This window comes from Mycolicibacterium vulneris, assembly GCF_002104765.1.
Lineage (GTDB): Bacteria > Actinomycetota > Actinomycetes > Mycobacteriales > Mycobacteriaceae > Mycobacterium > Mycobacterium vulneris.
This window is the reverse complement of record NZ_NCXM01000006.1, coordinates 152,567-172,048: the sequence shown is the minus strand read 5'-3', so window position 1 is coordinate 172,048 and position 19,482 is coordinate 152,567. Positions and strand designations below refer to the sequence as shown.

Genomic DNA, 19,482 nt, shown 5'->3' with positions numbered 1-19,482 from the left:
GCGTTGCCGACTTCGCGAGAAGATCGCCTAACTAGACGCAGATGTTAATAGCTATTTCGCCAATGAGATGGGTGGATCGGTATTCGGTAGCCGCGGGATATCGTACTTCTTGGGGAAGATCGGATGAATCTGACGAGGTTGCGACGGGCAGGTAGCGGCCTGGCGTGCGCCGGACCGGCACTCACGGCCGCCATCGCGCTCGCCGGCCAGGCCGCCGCCGATCCGGGGCAGCCCCCGCCCCCGTTGCCGGTGTTCGCGCCGGCGCCCAGCGATTGGTCGCCGAACTCCGACATCTGGCCGTACAACACATTCACGGCACGCGTGACACCGGAGATGATCGGCGGAATGTCGGACTCCTGCCAATGGTTCAAATCGCAATTCGATCCGCTGATGGGCCAGATCAACGACTTCAACCGGTACCTCGGTGACCAGCACGACGACTACTCGATCGGGGGCGTGCAGGGAAACGCTCACGCCGTGGTCGCCAATATCGACCAGTCGACAGCCTTTCTGGCACCTCGGGTGAAGTCGCTGATCATCACCAATCAGCCCGATAACTTCGGACCGTATTCGCCGGTGTACGGGGGTGAGTCGATGACCCACTTGGCATTTCAGCTCTCGCGAATCAGTGACAGCATCAAGAGAAAGGATCCGTCAGGAGTCACCCATGCGTACATCGTCTCGGCCACCGGCTGGGCGAACGCGCTTCGTGATTCCGGCGCATGCAACTGATGAACTCTCGACCATCGCTACGAACAGTCGGCAACCCGGGAACATGGTTGGTCAATCGCTTCCGCCTCGCCGCGGAGGGGGTCGCAGATGACGTGCCGCTCCCACCAGTGCCTACATCGGCGGAAACCGATGGGGCCGAGGAAGATACGAAGCCGGCCGACGCTACGCCCGACAGTGAGGGCGCCGACCCCGCCGTGCCCGACGAAGCGCCCGGCGAAGACGAGGACGTCACCGGCGAGGTGCACTCCGATGGCCGAAAGGGACGCCGCAGCAACGTCGCTCGCCGGGCAGCCGTCGGAGTATTGGCCGCGATGCTCGCGGGTGCGGGGTATGAGGGCTGGCTGGTGTTTCAGCATCACCAGAAGGAAGTTGCCGCCGCCCAGGCGCTCGATGCAGCCAAGAAGTACATCGTCACGTTGACCAGCGTGGACACCAATGCGATTGACAAGAATTTCACCGATGTCCTCGACGGCTCCACCGGTGAATTCAAGGACATGTACACCAAATCCAGTGCCCAGCTGCGTCAGACGCTCATCGACAACAAGGCAGCGGCGCATGGCAGTGTGATCGACGCCGCGGTCCAGTCCGCCACCGAAGACAAGGTGGACGTCGTGCTGTTCGTCGATCAGTCGGTGAGCAATGGGGCCGCGCCCGCGCCGCAGCTGGACCGCAGCCGGGTCAAGATGACGATGGAAAAGGTGGATGGCCGCTGGCTGGCCAGCAAGGTTGAGCTGCCGTAAAGCCGTTGCGCCACAGGCGGAGCGATCAGTTGTACCACTATAACGGCCGGTTACGCGATGCCGGGACTGATCATCGAGGCGATCGTGCTGCGCGGCACCGATACTTGCGTGGCCTCCATCGCCGGCTGCAGCGCGTTTTGATCGAAGAAGAACACGATCGCTTCGTTGGTGATCGCGAAACTCTGGTAGTTCGCCGGCTGGAGTCCGGTGGCCGGCGGTATCGACACGGCCGCCCGGTAGCGGTCGGCCAGGGTCTTCTGCACGATTGGCAAGATGGCCTGCAGCGGTTGGGTTCCCGGCTGGAACAAGGAATCGAAGGTGATCGGCTGCTGATTGGCCAGGTTGTAGTTGAAGGACTTGTACCAGACCAAAGGGTGGGCGGCGCCGAGGCTCTGATAGACCTCGGTGACCACGGACTGGGTACCCGTCGCTTGGGGACCGGAGCTGTATCGCGTGCCGGTAACCTTCAGCGCAGTCGGCGATTTCAACGTATTCAGCGGCCCGCGGGCGTTGCCGAAATCGTCGTTGACCTTGGTCAGATAGCCGATCATCGCCTGCTCATCGGGGTAGTTGGCCGGAAACACCATGCTGATGTCCGAAAGCGGCCCCGAGGCATCGAAGTGGCACATCTGATTCGCATCGACACTCGCCGGATTGCACAGTTGCACGTCAGCGCGGGCCGGCGCAGGGCCGATGAATGCGACCGCCGTCGCGAGGACCGCCACCGTCCCCGCTAGCCACCGTGCTCCGATACGCCGCCCGCTGTCAAAATTCACCGCGCCTCCGTTGAATGTTCCGCAGGGTGCATTGTCACAGATCGGCTGCGGCGGATGGGCGGATGGTGGACAAGCCTATTGACTGGGCCTCTTGGCCGCAGGCGGGCGGGATGGATCGCCTGCCAGGCCGGCCCGGCCAGTGCGGACGCGCACCCGATGGCCACGGTGAACATCGGCAGCGACGTCGGGGTCATGCGGCCTTGGTAGGTCAGGACCGCCAACGCCAGGGCCACCAGCACCGCGTACGACTGCAGCACAAACAGCAACCGCCGCCGGTCGAACAGATCGGCCAGCACGCCGGCGAATAGGCCTAGTACCAGCGTCGGTCCGAGGCCCTCTTCTTCGTTTATGGCAGCCGCTGGAGCATCCGCGCCGGATGCTACCTGCACGGGTGGCGGGGCGACATCACGTCGAATTCCAACGGTCGACTACTCGGCGGAATTTGCTGCGATACTTTCAACGTGAGTCCCAACAACCTCGGCCGCCTCCTGATGCGAGCCGCGCCCGTTTTCAATGCGCCGATAGCCGCTCTGGCGAAGTCGCGCCGCTTCGGCCGGCTGATCAATCGCAACATCACGATGCTGACCTACACGGGGCGGCGCTCCGGACGCACGTACAGCATTCCGGTGGCCTATCGCCGTTCCGGCGGCGACATCGTCATCAGCGTCAACATGCCCGACGCTAAGACGTGGTGGCGCAACTTCCTCGACGCCGGTGGGCCGCTGACGTTGCGGCTTGACGAAACCGAGCGCGCCGGACACGCCGTCGCCACCCGAGACGAAAAGGGAGCGGTAACCGTCACAGTGCGGCCGGCCGAGACGAATTCGTGAATTCCACCTTCCCCGCCCAGGCGGACCGCTATTGGCCACGGCGAGCCAAACCTGGGTCAAGACAAAGCGTTTGAATCCTCAGGAGGTCGGAAAACTGTTTTCCCGCTCGCACCAGATACCTGTTACACCATCCTGGTTCACCACAGCGCTCGATCACAAGCCGGACCACTGTGACGTCGACGTCGACGGTTGCCGCATACACCTGCGCGTCTGGGGCGATGCTGATCAACCGCCGGTGGTGCTCGTCCACGGTGGCGGAGCGCATTCAGGGTGGTGGGATCACGTCGCGCCATTCTTTTCCCGCACCCATCGGGTGATCGCCCCGGATCTGTCCGGGCACGGCGACAGCGAAGCACGTGGCAGTTACGACCTGCGAGTCTGGGCGAGCGAAGTGATGGCGGCCGCAGCAGCCGCCGGGCCCGCCGGGCGGCCGACGATCATCGGCCACAGCATGGGCGGCTGGGTGGTGTCCACGGCGGCGATGCACTACAGCCAGCAGATCAACAGCATGCTGGTCATCGACTCGCCGTTGTGGGAGCGCGCGCCGGAGGAGGGGCGATTACGTAGGCGCAATCACAACCATTACCGGACGAAAGATGAGATCCTGGCCCGCTTTACCGCCGTGCCCTCGCAGGAGTTGATCCTGCCCTACGTCCGACAGCACATCGCGGGCGAGTCGGTGCGCAGAACCGACGAAGGATGGATTTGGAAGTTCGACCCGGCGATCTTCGGCGGTGAGGTTTTCGATCCGATGCCCCCCGACGAGGAGTCGTTAGAGACCATGCTGGCCGCGATGCGTTGCCGCGTCGGGTATTTGCGCTGCGAAGCCGGATTGGTGCCGCCCGAGATGGCCGAACGCATCCGTTCCCTGCTTCAGCTGCGTGGCCCCTTCGTGGAGTTGGCCCTGGCCGGCCACCATCCGATGCTGGACCAACCGCTCCCCCTGGTGGCGACGTTGCGGACCCTGCTGGAGTTCTGGTCGATCACCTAGGGCGTGAACTGGGCTACACGTTCGGAAAAGGGGTCAGATGCCTGAGATGCCGAGTGTCGGTTCATGGCCGGCGGCGATGCCCGCCGTGCAGGTGCGGGTGGCCCGCCCCACGGCGCGGCTGGAGCGAATAGTCGAGTTCTACAGCCGAGCAGGTCGTGCTCGACAACCCGTGGTGGGGCCGCAACGGTGCGATCGCGTTTCTCGACCCGGACGCGTGGACGATCGTGTTGATGCCGGCGCCCGTTCCCTTGGGTCACGCGGGGCGTTAAGCCCTTGCGCGGCGGGCCAACTTCGCGGGTTGGTCGATGATGAGGGCCCTGCCCTGTTGCCGGATCCATCCGCGTTGGGTGAAGTCCGATAACGCCTTATTGACCGTTTCACGCGACGACCCCACGAGTTGCGCGAGCTCCTTCTGCGTGAGGTGGTGCTCGACCAGCACCGAGCCGCCGTTGTTGGTACCGAATCGCATTGCCAGATCGAGGATTTGCTTGGCCACCCGGGCGGGGACGTCGGTGAAGATCAGGTCGCACAGCGTGTTGTTGGTGTGCCGAAGTCGGCGTGCCAACACCCGCAACAGCTGCTCGGCGATTTCGGGGCGTTCGACGATCCAGGTCCGCAACGCGTGCCGGTCCATCCGCACGGCTTCCACCTCGGTCAGGGTGATCACCGTCGAGGTTCGCGGGCCGGGATCGAACAGCGCAAGCTCACCGAACACGTCCCCGGGGCCCAGCACCGCGAAGACGGTTTCGCGACCGTCGGTCGTCTGATGACGAATCTTCACCGAGCCCGACAGGATTACGTAAAGGTCGTCACCGGGCTCGCCTTCGACGAAGACGGTTCGCCTACGCGGGAACGATGCGTGCTGCAGGTGTCGAGCCAACGCGTCGACCGCATCGGGAGCGATCCCCTGGAAGATGCCGGCTCGCGCCAATACCTCGTTCACGCCGCCCCTTTCAACGCTGTTCGCACGGCGTTGCGCGCACTAGGCGCTGCTCCAGAGTGGGGGCGTCTTGGCTCGCGGTCCAGACCTTACACCAGGGCGCGGTTCCGTAACGTAGCAGGTCGCGCCCGCCGCCTTAGCGCGGAACGAGAGCCGGGCGAGCCATTCAGGCGGCCGGGGTGGTCACCGACGACGCGATGGTCACCTCGGAATACAGGTTCCCGCACGCATCGCAATGCACCTGATACTCGAGCTTGTCGTCGTCGCGCTCAAGAAACTGGTACTGCGCCCACGCCATGCAACGCGGGCACCGTGCACGACCGTGCTCGATTGCCATTCGCCAACCCCTTAACTCGCCATAGACATACTGGAAGTACCCAGTGCGAAGCCAGGCTAACCGTCGGGTGTCAGCCGCCCACGACAGCCGCGTTCGCGGGGCGTTTGCCGGCTAGTAGTTCAGCCCCGAGTACATGACGCGGCCGGGATCATATTTCTGCCGTACGGCGCTCAGCCGGGACAGGTTCGGACCGAAGTAACGCGACGGCGGCTGGTTGGCCTCGATGTAATTCACGTAGCCGCCGACCGAATACTGTTGCACGGCTTGATGTGCCGTGTTGAGCCAGCTGGTCGCGGCCGCGGGGTCGCCCGTCTCCACGTACCACTGCACCAGCGCCGATTGCCGGCGCCATGGAAACGCGGTGGCGCCGGGCGCCACCGTGGCGAGGGCGCCGTCCATCGCGTGCATGATGGCCAGCATTCGGCCGGCGCCGCGGGGAAAGGCATTGACCGCCGAGGCGATCCCCTGCGCCACCCCCGCGTTGACCGTGGCGAAGACGTCGGATCCTCCGACGTAACCGAGCGGTGACGGGTTGAGGTTGCCGACGGCCAGATAATTCACCAGGTCCATGTAGTTAAAGGTGTGGTTCTCGATACCCGACGGCTGCAGTCCCACCGCCTGGGTGATCGCGGCCGCAGCGCTGTTGCCCGACCCGGCCGGGCAGGTCGCCAGGATCCGGCAATGCACGCCCATCGGGTCGACGGTGGCGTCCGCCAGCGCCCAGCTGTTGCGGTCGGCGGTGCGAAGCCAGTTCTGCCAACCGACGAGGACCTGCGCGAACGACTGTGGCGGGAAGTTGAGGTTGACGACGTCGACGTCCTTGGTGGGGAACGTGGCGAAGGTCAGCGAGGTCGTCACGCCGATGTTGCCGCCACCGCCGCCGCGCAGTGCCCAGAACAGGTCCGGGTTGCTGGCGGCGGACGCAGTGACCGCCTGGCCACTGGGCAGCACCACCGACGCCGACGTCAACTGATCGCAGAGCAGGCCGGCGTGCCGGGATTGGGCTCCCATGCCGCCGCCGAGCGCGTGTCCCGCGGCGCCGACCGACGGGCAGGTGCCGGTTGGGACGCCGCGGCCGACCGCGGCGAGCGTCCGGTGCATCGTGTACAGGCTGGTCGCCGGCGTCACCGTCACCTGGCCGGTGGCGGCGTCGTAATTGGCATCGCCGGGCAGCTGGCGCAGGTCCAGCACCATGGCGCCGTTGGCGGTCGACGCGCCGATGTAGGAGTGCCCGCCGCTGCGCGGGGCGACCTTGAGGTTGTGCGCGGCGGCGAAGGCCATCGCCTTCTGCACGTCGGCCGCCGATGTCGGAGTGACTACCGCCGCGGGTGTCAGCCCATTGTAGTTGGTGTTGAAAACCTGCTTGGCCCCGGCGAATTGGGGACTATCGGGAAGCAGGACCTTCCCGCCGAGGGCGGTGGACAGACCCTCCCAACCGGTAGCCCTTGGATCGGCGGCGACCCGGGGTGCGCCGAGGACGGCTCCGGTGGCCAACGCGCCGACGGCGCCGCGCAGAAACGTCTGCCGCGAGAATTCACGCGCCATCGTCGGACTCCCGCGATTGCGTCATGCCCCGAATTGTCAACCACGACAGGCGTGGTGCCGCACGACGTGTCGAGGGGTGATTGAAACGTGCCCGAACCGTTACCGCGCCGGGTACACAGGCTGGATTGCCGGCCCGTTGTCGACATTCCCGGACTATGGTTGGCTCAAATACCCCGTAGGGGTACGGTAGCGCCATGGGCGCGGCGGTACAGCAGGCGGCATTCGCCAGGGCACGGGGTTGCATTTGATGCTCGGCGAAATACCGTTCCGTTGCGCGGTCACCATTCTTTTCGGTGTCAGCATAACGATGTATGCGTACCTCGCTGTCGCACAACGTGATCGATGGGTGTGCCGGGTCAGTCACCTGCTGCACCTGGTGATGTCGGTAGCAATGATTTTGATGGTGTGGCGTGTTGGCCTGAATCTCCCCGCGATAGGGCCGATGCTCTTCTTTCTACTGGCGGGGGTCTGGTTTGCGCTGGTGGCCGTGCGGTCCGCATCGCCGTCCCGCCAGCGCCTCAAAACGTGGTATTACGCGGCGATGATGGCGGCGATGGCGTGGATGTACGCGGTGATGAGCGGGGGCATTCACTCACGCGTCCACTCGCGGCCGGACTCGGCGATGATGGACATGCCCGGCATGCAGTTGCCGGCTCAGCACACGCCCTCGGGGGCGACGACATTGGGCTGGGTCGCTGCGGCGAACTGGGTTGGGGTGGCGGGATTTGGCGCAGTGGCGCTGTATTGGTCGTACCGCTTCGTCGGCGGACGCCACATGACCGTTGCACCCGCCGCGCGGCTCGCGCGCATGGAACCGGTCTATCAGGCGTTCACCGCCGCGGGCACCGCGCTAATGTTCGACGCGCTGGTCTGGTGACCCGCCGGTTATCCCGCGCCTTTACCGTTGTCGACGCGATAGACGGCGCCGTGAATCGCGCCCGCGGCATCGCTGGCGAGGAAGGCGATCACGCTGGCGACGTCGAGGGGTTGCATCATTCCGCGCGGCGATGCCGTGCGCATGATCAGGTCGTAGTTGGGATTGTCCGGCGCGCTGAACTGTTCGATCTGCGGCGTGAGCATGCCGCCGGGGCAGACCGCGTTGACGCGCAACCGATCCGCGGTGTACTCCACCGCCAACGCACGGGTGAGGCCGATCAGGCCGTGCTTGGCGGCACAGTAGCCGGCCGAATACGCCTGCCCCTCGACTCCGGCGATGGAGCTGACGTTGACGATGTTTCCGCCGCGTTCCAGCAGATGAGGCAACGCCGCCCTGCACAGGTAGAACGGCCCGTTGAGGTTGACCGCAAGGTCTTGTTCCCAGTCGTCGTCGGTCATCGACTCCGTCCGGCGCATCTGGTGGCGCCCCGCGACGTTGACGAGGATGTCCAGGCCGCCGAAGTCACGGACGCACCGCTCGACCGCGTCCCGGCAGGCGTGCACCCCTCCGATGTCCACCGACGCGAACCCGCCGTGTTCGATGCCGGCGAAAACGTCGGCCAAGCGGTTGGCGTCACGACCGATGCCGAAAACCGTTGCGCCCTCGCGGGAAAACAACTTCGCCGTTTCGGCGCCCAGGCCCGACGACGCTCCGGTCACCAACGCCACTTTGTCCCGCAGTGCAGCCATGCCCATGCACCTTAATAGGACCGCAACCGCGCCACTCCGCCGCGTCGAAATTGGAGGGGCGCAACTGTTCTCAGCCCGTATCTGGCGGCCACGTCGGAGACGATGCGCTCGACCCGGAAGCGCCGCTGGATCCGGCGCGCGGTGATCATCGCGAGCAGGTTGATGGCCTGCCCGCTCAGTGCGACCCGGCTCGTTCGCCTCTTCCAGCTCGACGGGGCCGAGGCCGCGCGCCGTCCGAAGTAGTAGCCGATGCAGCCAGCTGCCGCGAGCGCGGCGATGACCGCGATTACCATCACGTGTCGAGCGTCCTTTGCCGCCGTCGCGAGAAGGTCACGCGCGGGCTACACCTCGGCCAACAAGTGCGGGCGGCCGTGCGGGTCAGCGGCGGAAGACCACCCACCTCATCGCGCTGTACATGTACACCGCCTCACACACGCCCGCCGCCAGCCGCGACAGCTGATACTGCACTCCAATTGAGGTCAGCGCGGTGGTCACCCCGAGGATGAAAGCCAGGTAATTGACGACGACCACCACGACATAGGTCGCGACCTGCGGCCCGACGGGAGCGTGAGACCGGAAATTGACCATCCGATTGAGCACGTAGCTGAGCGCGAACGCGCAGACGTAGGCAACCGTGACCGCGATCGGCACCGGCAGGCCCAGCGCGCCACGCAAACCCGTGAGGATGGTCACATCGACGCCGAAGGTGAAGCCGTTGATCACACAGAAGCCCACAAAAGTCGGTGCTACGAATGCCCCGAGCCCGAACGGCAACCACCCGACGCACGCCTCGCACCAGGTGCGGAACCGGCCGGACAGGCGTGATTGTCCGATCGCCGGTTCCCCTCGCACATCAGCACGGTGACATGACCAGGTATCCACTACGTGATCAGCCGGCCAACTGCGGTCAACGGTGCAGCCTTCGCTTCGCCCCTTTGCCGCGGATCGAGACCCTACGATCTGGATTGTGGACGAGATGCCCCACTACACCGGTCCGATAGATCCCGCCAACCGCAACATCTTTGGGGCATGTCTGTCGCTGCTGGGGTTGGCGACGATGATGTTCGCACTCCTTCTAGCGCTGACGGCGACAAACAACCGCGCTCTGGCGTTCAAGCTGGAGGCCGGTTTCTTCCCGCCGTTGTCCGAAGCCGCCGTGCAATCAGCGCGGACCGAGATCGTCATCGCCACGGTTCTGGCCGTTTTGTCGACCGCTTCGGCGGTGACGGCGGTGATCTTCCGCTCGACGATCGCGTGGCGGATCGTCGGGGGCGTCACCCTGCTGGGATTGATTCTGGTCGGCCCGCTGCTGTGGGTCTGCTACGACATGGCGTTCTGAAGTCTGCCGAGCTGGCAACGTGATTCGCATCAGGCACGTCCGCGAGTTCCGCGGCGAGGACGTGGTGTAGTCGGCTGCCGCTCGTTGGCGACGACCGTGACTACGGGATGACGACTTGGCCGGTTGCGGCAAGGTCTTGGGCGAGGTCGACGACCTTGCGATTGGTCTGCTTTGAGGCTCGCACCAGCAGATCGTGGGCTTCGTCGGCGGTGATGCGATGCCGTTCCATCAGGATGCCCTTTGCCTGGCCGATGACGTCGCGGTTGGCCATCGCCTGGCGCAGCCGCGTGGTCCGTTGCGCATCGCCGATCGCCAGCGCGGCGTGGGTCGCGAAGAGCTGGGCGAGGTTGCGTGCGGTGTCATCAAATGCCCCGGGGTCACCCGCATAGAGGCTCAACGAGCCGAGCGTTCGGTCATCGATCCAAAGGGGCAGGCACAGCATCGACAGGACACCGAGCTCGATCGCGCGGTCCGCGAACCGAGGCCACCTGTCTTCTTCGCGCATGTGGGCGATCTCGATGGTTTGTTGATCGCGCGACGCGTCGATGCAGGGGCCACTGCCCGTCCGTTGTTGCAGGCTGTCCAGGACGGGCGGCGCGTCACCATGCACCGCCTGCGGCACCAACTTCCGTTTGTCCAGCAGATTGATGCCGGCGGCCTGGGCCCCGCTGACCGTCGCGGTCGCCGAGGCGACGATGGCATCGAGCGTCGATTGCCGGTCGGCCTCATCGACTCGCAATCCCCGAGCGAGTTGATCCAGACAACTCCACGCGTTATCGCTGAGATCGGCCAATTCGATTGGCAGGCCTGACAAGCGGCCGGCCGAGAATTCGCCGTCGCTCGATGCGGGCTCCACGACACTGGCCATCGCACCATTTAATCAAAGAGCCGTCGCGTGCGTCGTGCGCCTAGCACCCGCCGTCAAAGCGTTTCCGGGCGGGTCAGTGGATTTGGGGATCGGGCGGATTCTTGCTGGCGCGACCGGTCAGCGCGTCGCGCAGGTGGTCGATGACCGCCGCGACCATGCCCAGCGTCTTGAGCACCATGGAACTGGGCGGGGTCTCGGGATGTGGGCGGGTCGGGGCGATCTTCTTGGCCCGCTCGAGCTGGCCGCCCAACCGTTCGAGCTGCTCGCGGCCGACCGCGGCTTCGAACCTTGGCCAGACCACGTCTTGCTCGAAGGCGATGTGCTCCCGGCTCGCCTTCACGAAGGCGTGCAATGCCTGCTGGTAGTCCGGCTGGCCGGGCTTGCTGTCCTCGAGCCGCTGGAGGAGCTTCTTGCCTTCCTGCTCTTGCTGAATTGCTTTGTCCGCGAGAGCGTCTCCGTCTTCCAGGGATTTGCGGACGGCCGGCCAGAAGAACTGTTCCTCGATGGCTTCGTGCTGCGACTCGGCGATCACCAAGTTGGTCACCATCGTGTTCAGGCCGCTGATTTGGCTCCCGGTACCCGACGGAGCCCCGTCGAGCACTTCCAACATGCCCAGCACACTTTTATGGTCCTGCCGCAGAAAAGTCAAAGCGTCCATTGTTTCTCCATCGGTCCTTGGGTCGATTGATGCGGGAACGACGACGGAGGCGCGGCGCCCACGGGCGGGGCGCCGGCCGCCGTCGCGTCGTCAGTGATCAGGTGGTAGGGATGCGCTGTTCGTGAGTGAAGGGCTTGTCGCCTTCGACAGCCGGGGAGCCCGACGGGTTGTCCGCCGCGCCCCTGTTCTTGCGGATGTCGGTGCCGAGCCATTGCTGTTCGGGCTTTTCGACGTACTCCCACTCCACGCCCTCGGGCCAGGGGCCCTGCCCCTCATTCCACGGGCCGCGCACGGACCCGCCGCCGTTGGACATGTTGAAGGCAACATTCTGAAAGCGGTTGTCTCCGGCCAACATTCCCGGCGGGAAATTGACCGGCAGCTCGTTGAGCGCGGCGGTGAATTGCTGATAATGAGCGATTTCGCGGGTCATCAAGAAGGTCAGCGTGTCCTGCACCCCGGGGTCGTCGGTGAACTGCTTGAGGTACTCGTAGACGACCTTGGCCCGCGATTCGGCGGCCAGGTTGTTGCGCAGGTCCACCGTCGGGTCGCCGTTGGCGTCGATGAAAGCACCCGTCCAATTGTTCCCCGCCGAATCCTTCACGTCGGGTCCACCGCCACTGAGCACGAGGAACATCGGGTTGACCGCCACCTGGTGGATGGCTTGGTCGCGGCCGTCACGACTGGCCACCGCCGGCATCCAGTCACATTGTTGGTGGGCCACCTTGAGATCGTCGTTGAGCCCGTCGAGCAGCATGGTGATCATCGAGCCCACCATCTCGAGATGGCTGAGCTCCTCGGTGGCGATGTCCATGAACAGGTCGTACAGCTTCGGGTTCTTTTCGCGCAGTACGAAGGCCTGGGTGAAGTACTGCAGCGCGGCGGTCAACTCACCGTTGGCGCCGCCGAATTGCTCCATCAGCAGCGATGCGAACCGCGGGTCGGGCCGGCCTACCCGTACCTCGAATTGAAGATCCTTATTGTGAACAAACATAAATACAGCTCCAGACAGCGTGGATGGATCAGTTCTCGAGAAGCCGGAGAACAAGACGCAAACCAGGAGCTGTAGTTCGTCCGTTGTCGAACCAGGGGCTGTGGCTCGTCCGGTGCAAAAGGTGCGACGCCTCACCCGCCGCATCACCGACCGCAATACCCTCTGACCGGGTCCCCAAACATTCGCGATCCCGTACCGCGTTCCGCGGGGGCAGCGATAAGCCGTCGCGGTCTCCGGTGGCCCGGGGGTCGCGCGTTAGTGTGCGTAGGTCGGCCTCCGTGAACAGGCCGGTAGAAAAGTTGGGCAATTCATGACAGCAGCAGAAACGTCGGCGCTTGAATCGCGGGTCGGCCATTACTACCAGATCGACGACACTTACCAGGTCGGCCGCGAGAAATTGCGCGAGTTCGCCCGTGCCGTGCAGGACTATCACCCTGCGCACTGGAAACTCGCCGCCGCCGCTGAACTGGGATACTCGGACCTGGTGGCTCCGCTGACGTTCACGTCGGCCCCGGCTATGGCAGCCAACCGCCACCTCTTCGAATCGGTGGTCATCGGTTACGAGATGTATCTGCAGACCGAGGAAGTCTTCGAGCAGCACCGACCGATCGTGGCCGGCGACGAACTGCACATTGACGTCGAACTGTCAGCGGTGCGCAGGATCGCCGGCAGAGACTTGATCACCGTGACCAATACATTCACCGACACCGCCGGCGAGCGGGTGCATACCCTGCACACCACCGTCGTCGGCGTCACCGCCGAGGATGTCGATCCGGCGATCAGGACGGTCGCTCAGCAAGTGATGATGCACGACGTGAACCTCGCCGGAATCGACCACTCCGAAGCGGGCTACCAGAAGACGGAGCGTCCCGCGGACGAAGTTCGGATTGCCCACGGAGGCACAACCCGCACCCCGGGGACACCGTCCTACGATGACGTGCAGGTCGGCGACGAGTTACCGGTCCACCACGCCCGACTGTCGCGCGGCGACCTGGTGAACTACTCCGGGGTGGCCTGCGATGCGAACCCGCTTCATTGGGACGAGAATCTCGCCAAACTCGCGGGGCAGCCCGACGTGATCGCACACGGCATGCTCACCATGGCATTGGGTGCCGGATTCGGCTCCGCATGGTCAGGCGATCCCGGTGCGGTTACCCGCTACGCGGTGCGGCTGTCCCAGCCGGTGATCGTGTCGGCCACCGAGGGTGCCGACATCGAATACAGCGGCCGGATCAAGTCATTGGACCCGGAAACCCGCACCGGAGTCGTGATCGTCGGCGCAAAGTCGGCCGGCCGTAAGATTTTTGGTCTGGCGACGTTGAACATCCGCTTCCGCTGAGGCCTGCCGAGGTGCAGAATGGGCCGCCACCAATTAGCTAAACCGGGCTGAACCGTCGCACGCGGGTTTCGCTGCTCGAATATGTTTCGAACACGTGTGCGAGGGCTATTACCTCGTCGGAGGTGATCGTGACATGAGCGACGAGTGGCAACAGGCGCCTAACGAGACGGCGGAAAAAGACCCAGCCGACTGGGTCACGGGCGACGAGCCGATGACCGGACCGCAGCGAAGCTACTTGCACACACTGGCGCAGGAGGCAGGGCGTGGGGTCCCCGATGGTCTGACCAAGGCCCAGGCGTCCGACCTGATAGACGAGCTGCAGCAGCATACCGGGCGCGGCAGTAGCTGACGGCAGTCGCTCTTCAGGGTCATCAGCATGGCGAATGCGAACGCCTAACCCGCGGATGTCACCACCCCTCGGGGGCTGTCCAAGCCGCGCCAAACCGATGTGCAGTCCGGCTAGGCTCGTTTGCTGTTAAGACTTGGCACGAGTAACGGTGCCTGCGATCAACTTTCAGCCGCTTGGTGGCCGATGAACTCCAGCCCGGCGCGAATAGCGGGGCGGTGGCGCAGGATTCGGTAATGAGCGAGTCGGCCGAGCCCACGCGTTGTCATTAATCGTGCGCCTTGCCATGACGATGCGAGCCGCTCACTCGCGGCATAAGGGCTGTCTGGGTCGTCGGGGTCATGGATGAGAAGCAGCGGGGGGTAGTTGGCTCGTCGACCGATCCGCGTCATGTTCGTTTCCTGCAGCGGCATGGCGATTCGTTTTTCCAAGCGACGTTGCAGGCCCGCGCGGATCCGGCGGCCGAAGCCGTGGCGTGCGGCGAACAGGTCGAGATAGAGAGGGAAATCGCCCATGGGCGCCAAGAAGACCAAGCGCCCGACAGGTGCGCCCTGCGCCGCCGCGAATGCAGTCGCGTTCGCTCCGAGTGAGTGAGCTATCACCGCGTGGGCAGGGCCGTGGGTCTCGATTATCGCCGCAACGGCGTCGGCACACTCGATGGAAGTGGTACGCCCGGGCGCAAGCGCACCCGGATCCGATTCGTTGTGGCTGGGCAAGTCGAATGCAACGACCCGATACCCCGCCTCCACCAGCGGTTTGACGAACACTGCCAAGTGCGCGCGCTGCCCGCCCCAACCATGTACCAGATATGTCGGCGGCCCCTCGCCCCATTCCTCACCAGCGATCCGATGCCCATCCCAATACGCTTCTATAGGCCTGCCCGGGGACACACCCGGCGGCATGCGCAGACTCGACTCGAGAACCGGTGGGGTACACCATAACTCGACTGCCCACCGCGATCCCAGAGAGGGCGCCAACCGCTCGAGCAGCCAAAAAAGCCGGCGCACTCGGGCAGCGACCGGTGGAAGGACTCCGGAGCCGACGACATCGAGCGGGGCGATCTCGCCAGTCCGTGCTTGCGCCGACGCCGGTCCTTGTGCTCCTTCGGTCATGAATCGCGATCATAGGCAGGCAACACGCCCCGACTATAGCTTCGCTACACCGTCTGGATCCGGGCGGACAACTCCTTAACCGCCGGGCTCATGCACAGGCGACCAACCTGGGTGTCGCCCTCTGGATCTAGACTCCCACCCATGTGAACCGGGCATCGTTGCGTTCGCCCGCGTCAGGTTGGAGGCCGCCGATGCCCGTTTTTGTCCGGCTACAGCTGTTCTGGCTGGCCATCTCGCTGTCGATCCCCGCAGTATGCATGCTCTTGGCAGTGACACACGCCGCAGACCCGTTGCTGTTGAGCGACGTCGCGCTGCCCGGATTGCTGAGCTGCTGGATCATCGCGCTGGCGACGCCATTTCTTTTCGGCGGCAAGGCCCGTCGTGAGCTTCGCCGCACAGCGTTTGTGCTGATGTGGTCGGCGATTGCGATCGTGTTCCCGCTCAGCTGGGACCTGCCCTGGGCGATCCTGCACGACTGGGTCAACGGGGCTACCGCGCAGGACACGTCGAAGTGGTACTTCTGGGCCTACGCAGTGGCCGACATTCGCTTCTTGCGTAGCGACCCGTTGATGATTCTCGTCGAATACTGGTCCGGAATCATCGGCGTCGTCGAGATCGTCTTTGTGACCCTGTTCCTCCACAACCGGACTGCGGCCGCGATCCGGTTCTTCGTCGCGGCCGGCTGTTTGCAGCTCTATGGTTGCACAGTTTTTTTCGTCACTCAGCTCATGAACCACTTGGCCGATATCCGTCCCGATGCGCTCAGCTACCTCAAATTCTTCGGCCTGAACGGTATGTGGGTGGTCGTGCCCGCCATTTCGGGTTACCTGCTGCTTCAATTGACCAACGATCCCCACTACGACGCGCGGGCAGCTAGCCGCGATCTCCTAGGAAAGCGAGTAACTGCTCCAAAAACACTTGCCCGCAGCGCAATCCGTGCTTGATGGGCGGTGACCTCAATAGGACCAGGGATAGACAAACAGCGGCCCGGTGGGGCCGTACGCGAGGAGCCATGCCAGTGCGCACAAGATCAGTAGCTGGATCGCCCAATTCAATAAATGGATCCGGTGCGCCGAATGCAGCTCGAACCGGATGACATTGTTGAGCCTGGCAAGATCGCCGGCACTCAGGAACACTTTCCCCGTCCCGACCCTGAGCATGTAGCCGCTCGTCCCGTTGCGACGATCCACGCGGACGAGATGGATTCGATTCCCATCGCCGTCTCGCAGGCCGATGAGGCTGGTTAGCTCCGACTGTCCCACGGTGTGCCCACTTAGCTAGGGTTCTGGCCTCCCGCTGTTGGAAACCTCACGCTACACCGTGCGGTAATTGCACACAATACTCTGTCCCACAGGTAATTTCGTTGCGCCGATGTTTACCAGCACGCGTTCGGAGTGGCCTTGCACGTGACCTTTCCCACGGGTGGACTACCGAGCCGCCATTCCAGTCTCAGCGAGTCAACTCGGAGGTCTGACCTCACCGCAGATAGCCCAGCGGCTGTCGATCGGTTCCACGGCTTGCCGCTGACCGGCGAGGCGCCAGTGATCGCAGGAGCCCACGTTCCGCGGGTCCACCCGCGCCAACCCCCGCAATCCGTCACCGCGCCATGTTGGTGAATCGCAACAGGTGCAGCTCGTCCGCGACCGTCACCGTCTTGGTGGGGCCGTTGCGGTGCTTGGCGAGAATGACATCCTCCTCTCCCCCGCGCGAGTCGTCGCGCTCGAAGGCGTCCAGCCGGTTCACAATCGCGCGCTGGCGTTCCAATTGGAAGCAGGCTTCTTCCCGCTGTTGTCCGAATCCGCGGTGCACTAGCACGCACCGAATGCGTCATCGTCGCCGTGTTGACGGTCCTGGCGACCGCTTCGGCGGGGACGGCGGGTGATCTTTCGCTCGACCATTGCGGGGCGGCTGATCGGCGGTCTTGCTCTCCTGGTTCTGATCTTGGTCGGCCCGCTGCTGTCGGTCTGCTACGACATGGCATTTTGATATCTGCGGTCTCGGCGGTGATACGAAGCGCCCCCGCGCGCAGACTCTGACCGTCGACGCGTCGCCGACGCGGCACGACACACTCCGATCCGGTCACGCACCTACCAGACGCGGTTGTCACCGCGGGCATGGGGATATTCGTCGTCGGGCAGCGGAACCGACTGTTGTTGTTCCGCCCAGTCGGCAGGGTCTGCCTCTACCGCGCGAAAGTTGCGCAGTGCGCCCGAATATCCACGCACAGCCCCATTCCGGATGGCTTGTCTGATCACGGCTACCCCTCCTTGCCTACTCGCGAATAGCACTCTTGCAACAGTTTTCAGCTTCGATGACATCGCGACTGAATTATGTGAGGGCGGGCCGCCCGCCCCGGAGACGAGTCGCCTGGCTGTGGCAGTGGCGTGCCTCTTCCCATCGGGATTCAGGCAGCGCCCACGGTGTCGCCCGGCCGGCGGGCTGGCCCGGTCATCCTCGTTGTAATGCCATCACCTGCCTTTCCTTCTCAGTTGTGTCGCCATCGTTCGCAGATGTTGCTCGCGGAGGGCTGCGCTGCACGGCGTGCACATGGGGCGTCGGCGCACTCCAAGGCTGCGGCGTTACCGCCCAGGACCGGCCCGGCGTCCGGGGCGCGGCCAGGGCGCAACCGGCCACTTGGCGCGATGGTGGCGGACGATGCAGGGTCGCCGCCGCAGCGCACAAGATGGCGTCGACCTCAGCGATCAACTCGGACAAGCCCGGGCCCTCGTCCATCAGGAGTGGGGCCGGCCGGACCACGAAACCCTCGGCGGCCGTACGGGACACCGTTGCTGCCCCGGTGCTGCAATGCGTCATCACTAGCCCGCGTTCCGTCAGCATCGAACCGGCCGATCTACGCGCTGATGGCGGCGTACTGCCTATCCACGCGCTTAACTGCGATCTTGCGTTGCTTGGCCTTCTCCGCTACCGGAATGCGCAATCGCAAGACTCCAGCGTCATAGCGCGCGTCGATATGGTCGGTGTCGAGATTGTCTCCGAGCACCAACTGTCGGCTGAAAACCCCCCGCACCCGTTCGGTTGCCAGCATCTCCCGGCCTGGGTCGACATCTGGGCGTTTCGCTCGCACCGTCACCACATTGCGCTCGATATTGAGGTCCAGCGATTGTTCGTCGATTCCCGGCAGATCGAATTCGACAACGAACTGCTCACCGTCGCGCCAGGCATCCATCGGCATCACCGCAGGACGCGCCGCGGTACCTGACACCTGCTGATTGAAGCGATCGAGGTCACGAAACGGATCGCTACGCACCAACATGGCCGTCACCTCCAACACTCCCATCTATCTGTCTGTCCTCATCGATTATCTGTGCCTTGCGGCATATATTTCTATATAGCGCGGATGGGCGCAATTGGCAAGCGAGTGTTGAAAAATCTTCTGCCACAGGGTTATCAATGGGTTCCCGCCCTTATAGCGGCGGCACCAAAGGCTATCGGCCCTGCGAGAACCATGCGTCCGGCCTGCTCACCGACCCAGCGGCCAGCGCTTCTGTGGGTACCGGCGGAAGCGCGTGACGAACTTCGGAGCCGGTCCCGTTCGCCGGATGAGGGACAACACGCTGGGGCGTGGTGCGACTTGTACATTTACGCCCCGATGGCGGTCATCGACGGGCCCCCAAGCGTGGAACTGCTTCAGCACTCGTCGCCGACGTTTCAGTCGGCGATCGGTGTCCGCACCGCGGGCAGGATCAGGGTATCGATGACCTGCCGTACAAATTCGGCATCGACGGTCTGTCCGCTGATGACCCGCAAGAGACCCATTGCCGCTATGACGTCGGCGACCAATGACCAGTCGCGCGTGGCGGCGATTTCGCCACGGTCGGCGGCTTGCGCCAGAACCGCCGAGAGCACGCGTCTACCCTTGAAGAGCAACAGATCATCCAGCGCCGTGGCGAGTTGGGCGTCGTGAGCGGCCTCCAAAGCGACCCGCAGCAGAAGATCGTTGGTGATCAACGAGTTATCGTAGCGCTTGGCTCGTTCGACGAGCGCGTCCAGATCGCCGACCAGGGTGCCGGTGTCAGGGGCGTCGTTGCTGAGCAGATCGGGTCGCCAGTAGACGAGAGCGTCGGTCATCAGCGCGGCTTTTGATGACCACCGCCGATAGATTGCGGCCTTTCCCACGCCGGCGCGCGCAGCGATGTCATTCATGTTTGTTGCCACATACCCACACTCTGCGAGGGCCGCTAATGCGGCGTCGAGGATCGCAGGATCGCGGGATCGGTCCAGCCGTCCCTCGGTCCGCTGGCGAAGTTTTGATTCCGGTTTTGCCATGAGTCCTGGCCTGTCGACTACCAAT

24 protein-coding genes and 2 pseudogenes are annotated in these 19,482 nt (G+C 64.3%); 10 read left to right on the top strand and 16 right to left on the bottom strand.

What is annotated here, in order from left to right:
* Positions 1-123: 123 nt before the first annotated feature.
* Positions 124-732 carry a hypothetical protein gene (locus B8W69_RS07995; protein ID WP_085289301.1) on the top strand — a complete coding sequence of 203 codons (609 nt, stop codon included), beginning with the start codon at positions 124-126 and terminating at the stop codon, positions 730-732.
* Positions 723-1,472: an Rv1363c family protein gene (locus B8W69_RS07990; protein WP_085289300.1), complete on the top strand. Its 750-nt coding sequence runs from the start codon at positions 723-725 to the stop codon at positions 1,470-1,472. The genes B8W69_RS07995 and B8W69_RS07990 overlap by 10 nt, the downstream gene beginning before the upstream one ends.
* Before the next feature lie 50 nt (positions 1,473-1,522).
* Here B8W69_RS07990 and B8W69_RS07985 read toward each other — a convergent pair whose 3' ends face one another.
* Both B8W69_RS07985 and B8W69_RS07980 read right to left on the bottom strand, forming a co-directional pair.
* The gene (locus B8W69_RS07985; protein ID WP_085289299.1) at positions 1,523-2,248 is read right to left on the bottom strand and encodes an esterase; all 726 of its coding nucleotides are present in this window, start codon (positions 2,246-2,248) and stop codon (positions 1,523-1,525) included.
* Positions 2,245-2,637 carry an MFS transporter gene (locus B8W69_RS07980; RefSeq protein WP_281255217.1) on the bottom strand — a complete coding sequence of 131 codons (393 nt, stop codon included), beginning with the start codon at positions 2,635-2,637 and terminating at the stop codon, positions 2,245-2,247. Before B8W69_RS07980 ends, B8W69_RS07985 begins: the two co-directional genes overlap by 4 nt.
* A gap of 102 nt (positions 2,638-2,739) precedes the next feature.
* Between B8W69_RS07980 and B8W69_RS07975 the strand changes: the two genes are divergently transcribed.
* From B8W69_RS07975 to B8W69_RS31965, 3 genes and pseudogenes are all read left to right on the top strand, one after another.
* The gene (locus tag B8W69_RS07975) at positions 2,740-3,078 is read left to right on the top strand and encodes a nitroreductase/quinone reductase family protein (protein WP_085289357.1); all 339 of its coding nucleotides are present in this window, start codon (positions 2,740-2,742) and stop codon (positions 3,076-3,078) included.
* A gap of 94 nt (positions 3,079-3,172) precedes the next feature.
* Positions 3,173-4,069 carry an alpha/beta fold hydrolase gene (locus B8W69_RS07970; RefSeq protein WP_165762576.1) on the top strand — a complete coding sequence of 299 codons (897 nt, stop codon included), beginning with the start codon at positions 3,173-3,175 and terminating at the stop codon, positions 4,067-4,069.
* Positions 4,070-4,115: 46 nt separating this feature from the next.
* Positions 4,116-4,338: pseudogene (locus B8W69_RS31965) on the top strand (hypothetical protein).
* Here B8W69_RS31965 and B8W69_RS07960 read toward each other — a convergent pair.
* The 3 genes from B8W69_RS07960 to B8W69_RS07955 all read right to left on the bottom strand — a co-directional run bounded on the left by B8W69_RS07960 (position 4,335) and on the right by B8W69_RS07955 (position 6,891).
* A complete protein-coding gene (locus tag B8W69_RS07960; protein ID WP_085289297.1) occupies positions 4,335-5,012 on the bottom strand; it encodes a Crp/Fnr family transcriptional regulator in 678 nt (225 codons plus the stop codon). The pseudogene B8W69_RS31965 and the gene B8W69_RS07960 sit on opposite strands and share 4 nt — an antisense overlap.
* A gap of 163 nt (positions 5,013-5,175) precedes the next feature.
* Complete coding sequence (locus B8W69_RS31785; protein ID WP_281255216.1) at positions 5,176-5,307, bottom strand: hypothetical protein; 132 nt, start codon at positions 5,305-5,307, stop codon at positions 5,176-5,178.
* Positions 5,308-5,457: 150 nt separating this feature from the next.
* The gene (locus B8W69_RS07955; protein ID WP_085289296.1) at positions 5,458-6,891 is read right to left on the bottom strand and encodes an FAD-dependent oxidoreductase; all 1,434 of its coding nucleotides are present in this window, start codon (positions 6,889-6,891) and stop codon (positions 5,458-5,460) included.
* A gap of 247 nt (positions 6,892-7,138) precedes the next feature.
* Here B8W69_RS07955 and B8W69_RS07950 point away from each other — a divergent pair, with 247 nt between their 5' ends.
* The gene (locus tag B8W69_RS07950; RefSeq protein ID WP_085289295.1) at positions 7,139-7,768 is read left to right on the top strand and encodes a DUF5134 domain-containing protein; all 630 of its coding nucleotides are present in this window, start codon (positions 7,139-7,141) and stop codon (positions 7,766-7,768) included.
* A gap of 8 nt (positions 7,769-7,776) precedes the next feature.
* Here the strand turns inward: B8W69_RS07950 and B8W69_RS07945 are convergent, their stop codons facing one another.
* From B8W69_RS07945 to B8W69_RS07935, 3 genes are all read right to left on the bottom strand, one after another.
* Entirely contained in the window at positions 7,777-8,517 is a 741-nt protein-coding gene (locus tag B8W69_RS07945) for an SDR family NAD(P)-dependent oxidoreductase (RefSeq protein WP_085289355.1), read from the bottom strand.
* A gap of 11 nt (positions 8,518-8,528) precedes the next feature.
* On the bottom strand, positions 8,529-8,810 hold the full coding sequence (locus tag B8W69_RS07940; protein ID WP_245843169.1) for a hypothetical protein: 282 nt from the start codon (positions 8,808-8,810) through the stop codon (positions 8,529-8,531).
* An 85-nt stretch (positions 8,811-8,895) separates the two neighbouring features.
* A complete protein-coding gene (locus B8W69_RS07935; protein WP_085289293.1) occupies positions 8,896-9,369 on the bottom strand; it encodes a GtrA family protein in 474 nt (157 codons plus the stop codon).
* A gap of 115 nt (positions 9,370-9,484) precedes the next feature.
* On the opposite strand from B8W69_RS07935, the gene B8W69_RS07930 reads away from it, so the two are divergent.
* Positions 9,485-9,856: a hypothetical protein gene (locus B8W69_RS07930; protein ID WP_085289292.1), complete on the top strand. Its 372-nt coding sequence runs from the start codon at positions 9,485-9,487 to the stop codon at positions 9,854-9,856.
* A gap of 100 nt (positions 9,857-9,956) precedes the next feature.
* Here the strand turns inward: B8W69_RS07930 and B8W69_RS07925 are convergent, their stop codons facing one another.
* From B8W69_RS07925 to B8W69_RS07915, 3 genes are all read right to left on the bottom strand, one after another.
* On the bottom strand, positions 9,957-10,724 hold the full coding sequence (locus B8W69_RS07925; protein WP_085289291.1) for a GAF and ANTAR domain-containing protein: 768 nt from the start codon (positions 10,722-10,724) through the stop codon (positions 9,957-9,959).
* Between the two features lie 73 nt (positions 10,725-10,797).
* Positions 10,798-11,382, bottom strand: a complete 585-nt coding sequence (locus B8W69_RS07920) for a hemerythrin domain-containing protein (protein WP_085289290.1) — start codon at positions 11,380-11,382, stop codon at positions 10,798-10,800.
* Between the two features lie 97 nt (positions 11,383-11,479).
* Positions 11,480-12,373, bottom strand: coding sequence for a manganese catalase family protein (locus tag B8W69_RS07915; RefSeq protein ID WP_085289289.1), 894 nt, complete (start codon positions 12,371-12,373; stop codon positions 11,480-11,482).
* Positions 12,374-12,683: 310 nt separating this feature from the next.
* On the opposite strand from B8W69_RS07915, the gene B8W69_RS07910 reads away from it, so the two are divergent.
* Positions 12,684-13,712, top strand: coding sequence for a fused (3R)-hydroxyacyl-ACP dehydratase subunits HadA/HadB (locus B8W69_RS07910; RefSeq protein ID WP_085289288.1), 1,029 nt, complete (start codon positions 12,684-12,686; stop codon positions 13,710-13,712).
* Positions 13,713-13,845: 133 nt separating this feature from the next.
* Positions 13,846-14,061 carry a DUF3072 domain-containing protein gene (locus tag B8W69_RS07905; RefSeq protein ID WP_085289354.1) on the top strand — a complete coding sequence of 72 codons (216 nt, stop codon included), beginning with the start codon at positions 13,846-13,848 and terminating at the stop codon, positions 14,059-14,061.
* A 158-nt stretch (positions 14,062-14,219) separates the two neighbouring features.
* Here B8W69_RS07905 and B8W69_RS07900 read toward each other — a convergent pair whose 3' ends face one another.
* The gene (locus B8W69_RS07900) at positions 14,220-15,170 is read right to left on the bottom strand and encodes an alpha/beta fold hydrolase (protein WP_085289287.1); all 951 of its coding nucleotides are present in this window, start codon (positions 15,168-15,170) and stop codon (positions 14,220-14,222) included.
* Between the two features lie 191 nt (positions 15,171-15,361).
* On the opposite strand from B8W69_RS07900, the gene B8W69_RS07895 reads away from it, so the two are divergent.
* Complete coding sequence (locus B8W69_RS07895; protein ID WP_085289286.1) at positions 15,362-16,114, top strand: hypothetical protein; 753 nt, start codon at positions 15,362-15,364, stop codon at positions 16,112-16,114.
* Positions 16,115-16,126: 12 nt separating this feature from the next.
* On the opposite strand, the gene B8W69_RS07890 is transcribed toward B8W69_RS07895, so the two are convergent.
* From B8W69_RS07890 to B8W69_RS07875, 4 genes and pseudogenes are all read right to left on the bottom strand, one after another.
* Positions 16,127-16,432 carry a hypothetical protein gene (locus B8W69_RS07890; RefSeq protein WP_133057981.1) on the bottom strand — a complete coding sequence of 102 codons (306 nt, stop codon included), beginning with the start codon at positions 16,430-16,432 and terminating at the stop codon, positions 16,127-16,129.
* Between the two features lie 334 nt (positions 16,433-16,766).
* Positions 16,767-16,916 (bottom strand): annotated as a pseudogene (locus tag B8W69_RS07885) (replicative DNA helicase); the annotation flags it as partial.
* 1,105 nt (positions 16,917-18,021) lie between these two features.
* Positions 18,022-18,444, bottom strand: a complete 423-nt coding sequence (locus tag B8W69_RS07880; protein WP_085289353.1) for an Hsp20/alpha crystallin family protein — start codon at positions 18,442-18,444, stop codon at positions 18,022-18,024.
* Between the two features lie 395 nt (positions 18,445-18,839).
* On the bottom strand, positions 18,840-19,457 hold the full coding sequence (locus B8W69_RS07875) for a TetR/AcrR family transcriptional regulator (RefSeq protein ID WP_085289283.1): 618 nt from the start codon (positions 19,455-19,457) through the stop codon (positions 18,840-18,842).
* Positions 19,458-19,482 lie beyond the last annotated feature (25 nt).